Annotated in this window: 9 protein-coding genes; all 9 read right to left on the bottom strand. The window is 38.8% G+C overall.

All coding sequences use genetic code 11. From position 1 onward, the window contains the following. Positions 1-51 precede the first annotated feature (51 nt). Positions 52-1,770 (bottom strand): glycoside hydrolase family 43 protein, encoded by a 1,719-nt coding sequence (locus tag H561_RS0121005; protein WP_027388734.1) that lies wholly within the window; start codon positions 1,768-1,770, stop codon positions 52-54. A gap of 19 nt (positions 1,771-1,789) precedes the next feature. Further along, entirely contained in the window at positions 1,790-4,252 is a 2,463-nt protein-coding gene (locus H561_RS0121000; protein ID WP_027388733.1) for a glycoside hydrolase family 95 protein, read from the bottom strand. A gap of 25 nt (positions 4,253-4,277) precedes the next feature. Further along, a complete protein-coding gene (locus tag H561_RS0120995; protein WP_027388732.1) occupies positions 4,278-5,561 on the bottom strand; it encodes an MFS transporter in 1,284 nt (427 codons plus the stop codon). Then, complete coding sequence (locus H561_RS0120990; RefSeq protein WP_027388731.1) at positions 5,561-6,196, bottom strand: bifunctional 4-hydroxy-2-oxoglutarate aldolase/2-dehydro-3-deoxy-phosphogluconate aldolase; 636 nt, start codon at positions 6,194-6,196, stop codon at positions 5,561-5,563. Before H561_RS0120990 ends, H561_RS0120995 begins: the two co-directional genes overlap by 1 nt. Then, the gene (locus H561_RS0120985; protein WP_027388730.1) at positions 6,193-7,200 is read right to left on the bottom strand and encodes a sugar kinase; all 1,008 of its coding nucleotides are present in this window, start codon (positions 7,198-7,200) and stop codon (positions 6,193-6,195) included. The genes H561_RS0120990 and H561_RS0120985 overlap by 4 nt, the downstream gene beginning before the upstream one ends. 5 nt (positions 7,201-7,205) lie before the next feature. After that, positions 7,206-8,624, bottom strand: coding sequence for a glucuronate isomerase (gene uxaC, locus H561_RS0120980; RefSeq protein WP_027388729.1), 1,419 nt, complete (start codon positions 8,622-8,624; stop codon positions 7,206-7,208). Between the two features lie 99 nt (positions 8,625-8,723). After that, complete coding sequence (locus H561_RS0120975) at positions 8,724-9,539, bottom strand: SDR family oxidoreductase (protein WP_027388728.1); 816 nt, start codon at positions 9,537-9,539, stop codon at positions 8,724-8,726. A gap of 105 nt (positions 9,540-9,644) precedes the next feature. Further along, entirely contained in the window at positions 9,645-10,820 is a 1,176-nt protein-coding gene (gene uxuA, locus H561_RS0120970; protein WP_027388727.1) for a mannonate dehydratase, read from the bottom strand. Between the two features lie 82 nt (positions 10,821-10,902). Further along, a complete protein-coding gene (locus H561_RS0120965; protein ID WP_027388726.1) occupies positions 10,903-12,858 on the bottom strand; it encodes a RagB/SusD family nutrient uptake outer membrane protein in 1,956 nt (651 codons plus the stop codon). Positions 12,859-12,868: the final 10 nt, after the last annotated feature.

Genomic DNA, 12,868 nt, shown 5'->3' with positions numbered 1-12,868 from the left:
TTATTAAAATCTGCCTCATCTTCATAATCTGCGAGATGATCATTTTTAATATTAATTTGGCACAATATCGTTAGACGATGTACTGTATAAACCAATCAAACTTCCTGTAAATCCGCCTGCAACATCGGTAGAAAGGATGTCTCCGGAAACGGAACCGCCAAGATTCTTGAAGTTTTTGCCATCCAAAGAATAATTAAATTGATGTTCATCTTTTTCACCAACTACCTGTAATTTAATCGTTTTTGAAAGTGCGATTTTTTCGCTGGCAATCAGTTTTGATTCTCCTTTTTCGGTTCTTTCCAAAACAATGTAGAAGTCTTTGTCTTTCTTTGTAATCCCGAAAACGTAATTAAATCTTTCGCTTTGGTAGCAAGTAATTCCGGCTAATTCTTTTTCAGATTTTGGTTTATAATCAAGCGTTACGGAAGTTTCAAAATCTTCGTGTTGCAACCTATGGAATAATGCCGAAACCGGAGCTAAAGCTTTGATATTCGTTTCAAAAGGAGTTACTTTCACCCCGTTTTTTGCCGTTGTAATAAAATTTTCACGCGGTCCACGCATTGCAATCCATCGATAATCCAGGTTTTTATCGGTCAGTTTATCGTTGTATGTGAAGTTTCCGTTCGGGAAAAATCCGTTTTGTCCGGTCTGATTTTTTACGCCTTCCGGTAATTTTAATTTTGGTTTCATTGGAACCAACCCGTTTTCAAAAACAGGATACTTTCCGCTCCAGTCTACGGGAAGAATGAAAGTTTCTCTTCCGTGATTCACACGCCCTTTTTCGTTGGGACGAATCGCTAAAAACACTCCGAAATATTTTCCGTCAGGAGTTTCCACCAAATCTGCGTGACCGGCCCAATCCACTTTATCTTTTCTGTCTTTCGGGAAATATCGCTGTGTCAAAATAGGATTATTCTGTGCAGGAACAAACGGACCTTTCGGAGAATCTGACATAAAAATAACTTCGCTGTGATTACCGCCTGTTCCGCCTTCTGCACACATCAGAAAATATTTTCCGTTCTTTTTATATAAATGCGGACCTTCTATCCAAATTGGTTTTTGAGAAAGATCGACACCTCCGTTTACAATAATTTTATCTGAACCCGCAACAACCTGATCTTTTTCCAAATCATAATCCCACATTTTGATGACACGGTGACCATTGTATTGCTCAGTTCCTTTTGGCGGTGCATCATTGTGAACGATATAGGCTTTACCATCATCATCAAAGAAAATTGCAGGATCGATGCCGTCAAAATTCAGTTTTTGCACTTCGCTCCAGCCTTTTGCAGGATCTTTCGTTTTCACGACCATATTCCCGATTCCACCTGCAATCTGCGTGGTGATCATATAAAAAGTGTCGTTGAATTTGTTGTATTTAATATCCGGTGCATAGATTCCCTGAGAAACACCGCCTTTTTCTACTTTAAGCTGAGAAGGCCTGTCCAGAACGTGACCAACCTGCTTCCAGTTAACCAAATCTTTTGAAGTGAAAATCGGAACACCCGGAAACATTGAAAATGAAGAATTTACAAGATAATAATCGTCTCCTTTTCTGGTAATACTTGGATCCGGATAACAGCCCTGAAGAATTGGCGAATAAAATTCATTCTCTTTCAAAGGATTGTTTGTGTATATTTTATCATTTCCACGGTAGGAAAAGTCTGAGAATGTCTGTGCTGAAACGCTACTTAAAGAAAGTAAAGAAACTGCTGTCACCAAAGTGAGTTTATTTCTTAAAAAAATCGAATGCATGATTCTCTGTCTCATTGTTATATTTTTTAGATTATTATTTAATTTTTAATGTATACGTTTTTCCTGCTTCTGTCGGAAAATCATAGATGAATCTTTCTTTCATTTTAACCTCATTCAATTTTGCTTCTGGCGAAATTATAGGTTCTTTGATTTTCGGAATTTCAAAATATGGATTTTGATTGTTTCCTGATGCCAATTTTAAAGTGTTTTTCCCTTTTAATTGCAACTCATTAGATGCACTGATTCTGCAATTTCCGCCCAGATTTGATTTGATGGCAACTTCTGTAGCTTGATTATCTTTCCAAACAATACTGACTTCAAAACCGCCATACGTTTTCAGTCCGGAAATATTTCCGTTTTTCCATTCATCGGGAAGTGCGGGTAAAATGTCAATGCTTCCATTTTGTGTTTGCAAAAGCATTTCGGTAATTCCGGAAGTACAACCGAAATTTCCATCAATCTGAAACGGCGGATGTGCATCGAACAAATTCGGATAGGTTCCTCCTTTTTCGCCCCAACCGTCATTTTCCACTAAAGTTAACTGGTCTTTTATTAATTTATTGGCGTGGTTTCCGTCTAATAATTTAGCCCAAAGATTGATTTTCCAGCCCATCGACCAGCCTGTGGAAACATCACCACGGTGTAACAAAACTGTTTTTGAAGCATCAAAAAGTTCGGGCGTTGTGACAGGATTAATCTGATTTCCTGGAAACAGTCCATATAAATGCGAAACGTGTCTGTGATTGTCTTTCGGGTTATCCCAGTCTTCCATCCATTCCTGCAATTGTCCGTATCTTCCGATTTTCATCGGTGGTAATTTGGAAATGATAGTGTTCCAAACCGGAATTTTATCTGAATCTACATTTAAGATTTGTGCTGCTTTTTTTGTCTTGTTGAACAGGTCAAACATTAACTGGTTATCCATCGTATTTCCTGATGCCAAAGCACTTCCCTTGTTTCCCTGCGGAATATTTTCGGGAGACATAGACGGACTTACGACCAACCATTTGTGGGTAGGTTCTTCAATCAGGAAATCTTCATAGAACTGTGTCGCAGATTTCAGAACGGGATAAATGGATTTGAGATAATTTTTGTCACCGCTGTATAAATATTTTTCCCAAAGATGCTGAGAAAGCCAAGCGCTTCCCATCGGCCATTGTCCTGCGTTTGCAAAGTCCACAACGCCTGTAATTCTCCAGATGTCGGTGTTGTGATGCGCTACCCAGCCACGGCTTTTGTACATTACTTTTGCTGTTTCTGCTCCGGTGACGCTCAAATCTTTTATCATTTGAATCAAGGGTTCGTGCATTTCCTGCAGGTTGGTTTTTTCCGCAGGCCAGTAATTCATCTCAGTATTGATGTTGATGGTGTATTTGCTGTCCCACGCCGGTTTGTTGGAGTTGTTCCAAATCCCCTGAAGATTCGCTGGCTGACCGCCCGGTTGCGAAGAAGAAATCAGGAGATAACGTCCAAACTGATAATATAATGAAACGAGTTCCGGGTCGTAACTGGTGGCAAAATTCTTAACACGAATATCGGTAGGAAATTGTGACGCAGGAGAAGTTCCGAGACTGAAATCTACCCTTTTGAAATAATTCTGATAAGCGTTGAGATGATTTTTAAATAAGGTGTTGAAATTTTTTGTTTCTGCTTGAGTAATGTATTTTTTGCTTTTTGAAACTTCGTCAGTATTCAAAGTTTTGTAGTCTGTGAAATTGGTGGCAATCGAAATCAGAATCATCACTTCATCTGCATCGGCAACCGAAATTCCGTTTCCTGAAACTGAAGTTGTTCCGCCTTTGGTAATGAATTTTGCCAGTGCATTGAATTTTACCTGACCCTGAACGCCATCTAATGTTGAGGAAAGTCCGTCCATCTGCAAGGTATTGGCATCAATGGCCTCCGTATTTTTTTTCAGTTCGCTGTTGAATCCGGCATTGAAATTCAGTGCGTTTTTTTTGTCTGAACTTAGTTTTATCACAATTACCTGATCCGGAATTGAAGCGAAAACTTCTCTTTTATAATGAATTCCGTTGGAGGAAAACGTAGTCGTTGTTATTGCTTTTTCAATATCAAGTTCACGGTAATAATCTTTAACATCGCCGAGATTATTAAAATCAAGATTTAAATCGCCGATATTCTGAAACGCTGAACCATCAAGTGTTTTTGCCGTTAAACCTTTATTGGAAAGGATTTCGGCTCTCTTGTAATTTCCATTAAATAAATAATACCGGATAGAATCCAACACTTTAGGACCATCAGGATTGTCGTTTCGGGAAGGACCACCCGACCAGAATGTGCCCTCATTCAGCTGAAGTCTTTCTTTTGAAGGATCGCCGAAAACCATTGCCGCCAATCTTCCATTTCCAACAGGTAATGCTTCCACCCACTGTTTTGCGGGTTTGTCGTACCAAAGCTTATATTTTCCTCCTTTCTGGGCAAAGGAAAATCCGCTTATGAAAATACAGATGGTTAATATGCAATATTTTACGTTCATTTTTATTTTTTATATTTCATTAATTTTAAATAGAAATTTCAGTTTTTTTCCTGTTGATTAACCAAATAATTCCCCAGGCAGCAACGTAAGAAACGCCGGCAATGAAAAATATGATGTTGTATCCACCGTTGATATTTCCTGCTTTCTTGAAAGTATCTAAGACAATTCCGATGAAAAGCGGGAAAATAATTCCTGCTGCTGAGCCCAACATTCCGCCAAATCCGATAACTGAACTTACATAATTGTTGGGTAATTTGTCACCAACAGTGGTCATCAGATTGGCTCCCCATCCTTGATGAGCTGCAGTGGCGAAAGCAATAATGATGGTAATCAACCACATATTATCGACATATTTTGAGAACATTACCGGAACGACCATTAAAGCAAACAAAAGCATCGTCAAACTTCTGGCTCTTCCGATTGCCCAGCCTTTTTTAATTAAAAATGAGGAAAGATAACCGCCGCCGATACTTCCAATCGTGGTTCCGCTGTAAATTATGATCAACGGAATGGAAGGTTTTGTCATATCCATTTTAAATACGTCCGAAAAATAAGCAGGCAACCAAAACATAAAGAAATACCAGATTGGATCAGTCAGAATTTTTCCAATGGCAAAAGACCAGGTGACTTTGTATTTTAATATTTCAGACAACGGAACTTTGGATTGTTCTTGCGTTTTCCCGTCCTGGTCGCTTTTGATGTATTGTAATTCTTCCTGACTTAATTTTTTAGTCTTTTCCGGAATGGTGTAGAATCTCCACCAAAGGACAATCCATAATAAACCTAAAGCACCAATCCAGACGAAAGTTTCCCGCCAACCGTAATGTCCTAAAATAAACGGCACGAGAAGCGGTGCTAAGATAGCTCCAACCGTTGCTCCGGAGTTGAAAATCCCCGTTGCCAAGGCTCTTTCTTTTTTCGGAAACCATTCTGCAACTGATTTTATCGCTGCGGGAAAATTTCCTGCTTCACTGATGCCAAGGGTACTTCTTGCAATCAAAAATCCAACGGTGCTTTTCACAAACCCGTGCCCTATCGAAGCTAAACTCCAGACAATGAGGGAAACGGCATAACCGATTTTGGTACCTACCCTGTCGATAAATCTTCCCATCGCAAGATAACCGATCGCATAAGTGGTGGTAAATGCCATCACGATGTAGCTGTAATCTTTCTCGTCCCAATCGAACTCTTTCTCAAGGACAGGCTTCAGTAATCCCATTACCTGACGGTCGAGATAATTGATCGTGGTGGCGAGAAAGACCAAAGACAGCATAAACCATCTGATATTATGATTTTTAGGAGCCTGCATTAGTTTTGATTAAGTTGTTGTAATAAATTCTGAACTTTTTCTGTGAGCTGTTCTGCCGTAAAATCTGTTTTGATGAGCGAGCTTCCCAATCCAACAGCGATTGCGCCGCCATTGAGCCATTCTGTAATGTCTTTAACATCAGCATTGATTCCTCCGGTCGGCATAAAATTCATTCCCGGAAAAACAGGCTGAATAGATTTGATATAATTTTTACCCAAAGCATCCGCAGGGAAAATCTTTACTAAGCGAAGTCCATTTTGAAAGGCCAGATTGACATCAGAAGGTGTAAAACAGCCCGGAATTAAAATAATATTTTTTGAGACTGAATGTTTTACAAGCTCTTCACTGATGACAGGTGTAATGATGAAATCTGCCTTTGCATCGGCATAATCATCCAGCTCTTTCGTATTTTTCACCGTTCCGATTCCCAATAAAAGTTCGGGAAATTCGGTGGCTGAGATTTCTTTCAGTTTAGTAAAGTTTTCCAAAGCCTGAATACCACGATTGGTATATTCTATCACACGGATTCCTGCTTCGTACAAAGCTTTTACGGTGTTTTTTGAAATTTCAAACGATTCGTTGTAAAACAACGGAACAATTTTCTGATCTTTTATCTTTTGTAGTATTACACTCATAATTCTTCAATATTAATGCTGTCATTAATCGTATCGCCTTTTACAAAAAGCTTTTTGAAAGCGACTTTTGTAGCGTCTTCTAAAATTTGCTGTGCAGGATTTTCCTTTAAAATACCGTGAATCAAAGCTGCCATAAAGGAATCGCCGCTTCCTACTCTCTCGTCAATTTTGTCTGAATGATAGTGTTCAGAAAGCAAAAGTTTTTCATCTGCAAATAAAGTCGCAAAATAATTGACTTCCTCGCCGCTTGTGAAACGGAACGTATTGGCAATCATTTCCACATTTGGATATATTTTCTGAATTTCTAAAGCTGATTTTTCCGCCTGTTTCAGAAGCTTTTTATCATCAAAATTCCCATTTAATTCATATTCAATCGGAATGTCCAAAAACTGTTGAATTGACCAGATATTTCCCATCAGAACATTCACAAAAGGCATTAATTTTTTAATTTCATCTGAAGGATTTCTGTTCTGCCAAAGGGCGGCACGGTAATTCAAATCGAGGGAAACCGTGATGTTTCTTGACCTAGCTTCTTTCATTAAATCCAGACATTTCTGATAAGCATTTTCACTTAATGCCGGCGTAATCGTGCTGATGTGAAGCCATTTTACTTCTGAAAATATTTCATCGAAACTAAATTTTTCAAAATCCGACTGCGTGAAAACCGATGGAAAACGGTCGTAAACCACCGATGCGTTTTGCATATCGCCGTCCGAAGACAGGTAAAATGTTCCTATTCTTTCGTTATTTTTCTCTGCAAGAATTTCGATTCCTTTATTTTTTAATTGAGATTCCAATTGATTTCCCAAAAAATTTTCCGGCAAAGCTGAAAGGAGTTTTACAGGATGGTTCCATTGTGCAAGCGCAGAAGCCACGTTGTATTCTGCACCGCCTACGAAAATTTTCATAGACTGCTCATTGAGCCAGTTTCCGTCGGAATCCGGAGCGAAATGCAAAAGCAATTCTCCGAAACATAGTATTTTATTGGAAAATGAATCTTGCATTTTTATTAAATTTCAAAATAATTTTTCGTGTTGTGATAACATATATCCTGAATGATTTTACCAACCCATTCTTCGTCATTGGGAAGTAATCCTCTTTCCATCTCACTACCAAACATATTGCATAAATGCCTTCTGAAATAATCGTGTCTTGAGAACGAAAGAAGACTTCGGGAATCGGTTAGCATTCCGACGAATGTGCTGATGAGACCGATGTTGGAAAGCGTGTTCATCTGTTTTTTCATTCCGTCTAATTGGTCGAGAAACCACCACGCTGCACCAAACTGTACTTTAGATTTAATTCCGCCTTCATTGAAATTTCCGGCAAGTGTCGCTAAAACTTCATTAAAAGTGGGATTAAGGTTATAAATAATGGTTTTGGTGAGTTGTCCAGCAGAATTTAGTTCGTCCAGCAAAACGCTCATTCTTTGGGTAAAATATTGTTCGCCGATAGCATCATAACCTGAGTTAATCCCAATTTTATTAAGCATTTCAGAATTATTATTTCTAGTTGCTCCTACGTGAAACTGCTGAACCCAGCCTTTTTCAGCGTACATTTTGCAAAGCTCTTTCAGCAGATAACCGCACAAGGCTTCCGGATTTGAGAATGTCGGATTATTTCCTTTTAAAAATTCAGAAAATTCGGTTTCTAATTTAAGATTCCATTTTGTGGTATCAGGAAAATATTCAAAACCGTGGTCTGCGACTTTAGCTCCGGTTTCTGCGAAATAATTAATTCTGGATTGAAGTGCATTCAACAAATCAGAAACTGACTGAATTGAAATTCCGCAAACATTTTCAAGCTTTTTGATGTTTGAAAGATATTGCTCAGGATGGATGATATTGATGTAAGAATCCGGCCGGAAAGCCGGTAGAACCTTAGTTCTGAAATCACTGTTTTTTAATTTTTTATGATAAGCTAAATCATCAGAAGGGTCGTCTGTTGTGCAAAGTGCTTCCACTTTGAAATTCTGAATAATAGATTGCGGTAAAAAATCTGAGGTCTGCAAACATTCATTCATTTGATTATAAACAGAATTTGCATTTTTAGGGGAAAGATATTCTTTTATTCCGAAAGGATTTTTGAGTTCCAGATGACTCCAGTGAAACAATGGATTTCGAAGCGTAAAAGGAACAACTTCTGACCATTTTTTAAACTTTTCCAAGTCTGAAGCTTTGCCGGAAATGAACTGTTCATCAATCCCAAAATTTCTCATTGCCCGCCATTTGTAATGATCTCCATCCAGCCAAATTGCTGTCGGAGAACGGAAATTCTGATTATTTGAAATGACATCAGGTTCTAGATGATTATGGTAATCAATAATCGGCATTTCTTTCGCATATCCGAAATATAGATTTTCTGCCTTTGCCGATTCCAGCAAAAACGATTCTCCGAAAACTTCTTTATTTTTAATGGAGTGAGTCATTATTCGATTTAAAAATGATTTGATTTTGTAAAAATCTTTAAAAACAAGACCTTAATTGAAGTCTATAATATCATCTATATGAAGAAAATAATATCTATATTAAACACCGCTGAATGCACTGAAACCACCATCAATAGGCAATAAAGCACCCGTGATAAAACTTGCTGCGTCTGAACAAAGGAACTGAACAGCTCCGTTGAGTTCATCGGCATTTCCAAAACGTCCCATTGGGGTTTTGGCAATGACTTTTTTACTCCGGTCGGTTAAAGAACCATCCGGATTCAATAAAATTGCCCGGTTTTGATCGCCGATGAAAAATCCGGGAGCGATTGCATTGACACGGATTTTGTCGCCAAATTTTAATGCTACATCAGAAGCGAGCCACTGTGTAAAATTGGTAATGGCGGATTTGGCTGCGGAATATCCTGCTACTCTTGTGATTGCAGAATAAGCAGCCATTGAGGAAATATTTACAATACTTCCATTTCCCTGCTCTGCCATTACTTTCCCGAACACATAGCTTGGGTAAACGGTTCCGTTGATATTTAAGTCGGTCACTTCGTTCCAGGCTTCCATTTTCAGGTCGAAAAAGGATTGGTCGGGAGCTAATGTTGCAGAAGGAATATTTCCACCGGCAATATTGAGTAGAATATCTATTTTACCGTATTTTTCAAGGATTTTTTTTGAAGCAGATTCAAGACTTTCCACATCCATTACATTGGCTTCCACAGCGAATGCATTACCTCCCGATTCTGTCAGTTCTTTCACACGAGCATCCAAAGTTTCCTGATTTCTTCCAAGGGCAACAACTTTCGCTCCGGCCTCGATGAAACTTTTAGCCAGACTTCCGCCTAAAACGCCGGAAGCTCCTGTAATTACGGCTACTTTATCTTGTATGCTGAATATTTCGTTCATTATTTTTAATTTATGATATTGAATCCTTCGGATTCGTTTCATTTGCTTATAAATTACACAGGTTGCACCTGCGGCTATTATTGTTGAACCCTTCGGGTTCGGATGTTATTGTTTTGACATTTCGTTTTGTACAGCTGCTATCACCCCTTCGATTTGCCCTAAAGCAAGCATTCTTCCGAGGAATGAATATCCGGGATTGTAGCCTTTATCAATATCATCTGTCAAAAGTCTGCCGTGGTCCACACGCATTGGTAAATCCGGGTTTTCTTTTTCAAAAATTTTGATTACTTCGATTAATTTTCCTCTTCCACCTAAATGATGAGCTTCGATAAAATCGCCGTTTTCAAAAACATTTGTGCTTCTTAAATGAACAAATTTTGTGCGGTGAGTATACTTTTGGGCAAGCTTCGGAACATCATTCTGAAGACCTGCACTTAAGGAGCCGGTACAGAATGTGAGCCCGTTGTGAGGATTATCGACAGCGTTTAAAAACCAGTCGATATCTTCTTCATTGGTGACGATTCTTGGTAAGCCTAATAATGAAAACGGCGGATCATCGGGATGCACACACATCTGGAGGTTCCACTTTTCGCAGACCGGCATTATTTTCTCGAGGAAATATTTCATATTCTGACGGAGCTGGTTTTTATCAATCCCATCATACAATGCTAATAGATTTTTGAATAATTGAACCGGATTTTTGTCGCCTTCCTTAATATTTCCATTAACGAAACCTTGCGTTTTTACAATGATCGAGTCTATCAGATCATTATTATCTTCTTCCGTTAAAGTATTTTTTAACTGTTCTACTTTTTGAAGAATGTCTGAATTATAATCGTTTTCTGCACCTTTTCTTTGCAGAATATGAATTTCAAAATAAGCAAATTTGGCTTTATCAAAGTATAATGACGACGAGCCGTCTTCCCACTGATAAAACAAATCTGTACGAGCCCAATCAAGAACCGGCATAAAATTGTAACAAACCGTTGTTACACCGGCTTTACCCAGATTTTCAAGACTCAGGATGTAATTTTCTATTAATTGATCTCTGTTTTCTCCTCCATATTTTATGGCTTCACTTACTGCCAGACTTTCTACAACCGACCAGCGAAGTCCGAAACTTTCTATGTAATTTTTATAATCGTTAATTGCGTCCAACGACCAAACTTCTCCGTTAGGAATATCGTGAAGCGCAGAAACAATGCCTTCTACTCCAATTTGGCGGAGCATATCTAATTGTATTTTGTCTTTTTTACCAAACCAACGCCAGGTTTTTTCCATAGTTTCTCAAAATTTAATTAAAAAACAAGGCAGATATTTAGGATCTGCCCTGTCAACTATATGAATGTGAAATTAACTAATCTTAATAACCAGGATTCTGGTATTTTGCTTTAATATCTGCCGATACTTCCATCGCATCCAACTGATTCTGAGGAATGGGTCTCAAATAGTGGAATGGTTTGATCGTTCTTGTTACAGTTTCTGGATTATGGTCTCCATATGAAGCTCCTCCAATCTGGTAAGATGCAGCAACTTCTCCCCATTTCTGTGTACGTACCAAATCATACCATCTGTAAAATTCACCATAGTATTCTCTGGATCTTTCAGCTAAGATATAATCAATGGTAATTGTTGAAGGTGTTGCAGCAATCATAGCAGCACTGTTATCCGCTACATAAGTAATATTCTGGGCATTATTAAACTTCCATTTTCCGGCCCTCGCACGGATCACATTAATCAGATCTCTTGCAGACATTGCTCCTGAAGCTCCTTTTACCGCCGCTTCTGCAGCAATGAAATAGAATTCAGAGAATTTCGCGACATTAAAAGGTCTTGTTAAACCGGCATTGGGATACCCTAGCCCATTCGGATCATCTGTACGATAGGTTCCTATTTTCCATAGGCCTGGATACACAATTCTATTGATTCCGTTTGGTGCAATCACCCAGTCTGCTCTTCCGGCTAAAGTCCCTGCTCCCACACCATTTTGACCTGCTCCTGATGGATATGCAGGCAGCTGGGAATCATCATTAAGAAAGCTAAGGATTGCTCCTCCCGGTTGTACAGGTAAATTGTTAGCATTATACATTACTGGTACATTAGTAAGTCCGGTTCCCTGTTTTTGCCAGTTTCCTCTATAGGTAGTAACAAATGTTCCATCATAACGGGAATCATTGGTTTTATCAGCAAATGTATTTTTTATCACTCCAATGGTCGGAGCCATACGTACCCATGGACGACCAAGAGACTGGGTAGCCTCACGCTGTACAGAACTTGCAACATCAGCAGAAGCCCATGCTGTTGTTTTGCTGCTTTTAATAGCTGTATAATTCCATGTCTGCATCCATGCTGCAAAGTTATCAGGAGCCCAGCCTGAACCAAGTCCTACAGGATCACTTTCGTTATAATAAGAACTTGACTGGGTATGATCTGCATATAACATACACTCACTGTTTCTATCATTAGAACCTACATTAACATCATAGAAAGTAGGCTGTAGACCATAAGTTCCCGGATTTGTAATCCCTGTCATGGCGACATCATAAGCCTGCTGGAAATACCACTGGGCATTATGTCCGTCCGGATCATTTCTTGACACTTCGGGATAAGTAGGGATATTGTTAGGATTCTGTAGCCACCATCCATAAGTAAGATAGGCTTTAGCTAAAATTAATCTTGCTGCGTTTTTAGTCACACCGCCTGTAACTCGTGGAGAAGCCGGTAGATTATCAATTGCTTTTTTAAGATCAGGGAAAATGGCTTTTGTGTATACTTCCGAAACTGTGTTTCTCACAGACGCGGTAGCTGGCAAAGTATTAAATTTTAATTCTCCGGCACCAAGATCCAAAGGCACTCCTCCATAAGTCTGAACCAGCATAAAATAATCAAATCCTCTGAAAAATCGAGCTTCTGAAATCATTGATTCTGCAATTCCGAAACCTGGCCCTTTTTCAATAATTCCATTGGCTGTATTGATGTAAGGGAAAACAGATCCCCAAACCATACTTGTCGGAAAGGTGTTAGCATTAATATTACCGTTTCCAGACATATCCAATTCTTTGAAATTGCCGTCAGCACTTTGCCCCCAAGTAGACTCATCTGTACCGTTCTGACAATTACTCATAAAGTATCCGTTACCATATAATAATCGTAACTGTCTGTATAAAGAGGTGAAACTCTGATTGATTCCATCCGGTGTACTGAAATAATCAACGGTGTACACTGATCTTGGCTGTTCGTCGAGAATCTCATTACAACCTGTAAATGTTAATGATAAGAAGATTGCTCCTAATACCATTCTTTTATTAAAATTTATCATGACTGTAGAG

This window comes from Chryseobacterium gregarium DSM 19109, from assembly GCF_000430845.1.
GTDB classification, from domain to species: domain Bacteria; phylum Bacteroidota; class Bacteroidia; order Flavobacteriales; family Weeksellaceae; genus Chryseobacterium; species Chryseobacterium gregarium.
Note: the sequence above shows the minus strand (reverse complement) of the source record. Positions and strands in the feature narration are given on the sequence as shown.

What these genes read in the sequence shown, in the direction of transcription:
- H561_RS0121005 (WP_027388734.1), bottom strand. Translation starts at nt 1,770, where the DNA reads ATGAGACAGAGAATCATGCATTCGATTTTTTTAAGAAATAAACTCACT.
- H561_RS0121000 (WP_027388733.1), bottom strand. Translation starts at nt 4,252, where the DNA reads ATGAACGTAAAATATTGCATATTAACCATCTGTATTTTCATAAGCGGA.
- H561_RS0120995 (WP_027388732.1), bottom strand. Translation starts at nt 5,561, where the DNA reads ATGCAGGCTCCTAAAAATCATAATATCAGATGGTTTATGCTGTCTTTG.
- H561_RS0120990 (WP_027388731.1), bottom strand. Translation starts at nt 6,196, where the DNA reads ATGAGTGTAATACTACAAAAGATAAAAGATCAGAAAATTGTTCCGTTG.
- H561_RS0120985 (WP_027388730.1), bottom strand. Translation starts at nt 7,200, where the DNA reads ATGCAAGATTCATTTTCCAATAAAATACTATGTTTCGGAGAATTGCTT.
- uxaC (WP_027388729.1), bottom strand. Translation starts at nt 8,624, where the DNA reads ATGACTCACTCCATTAAAAATAAAGAAGTTTTCGGAGAATCGTTTTTG.
- H561_RS0120975 (WP_027388728.1), bottom strand. Translation starts at nt 9,539, where the DNA reads ATGAACGAAATATTCAGCATACAAGATAAAGTAGCCGTAATTACAGGA.
- uxuA (WP_027388727.1), bottom strand. Translation starts at nt 10,820, where the DNA reads ATGGAAAAAACCTGGCGTTGGTTTGGTAAAAAAGACAAAATACAATTA.
- H561_RS0120965 (WP_027388726.1), bottom strand. Translation starts at nt 12,858, where the DNA reads ATGATAAATTTTAATAAAAGAATGGTATTAGGAGCAATCTTCTTATCA.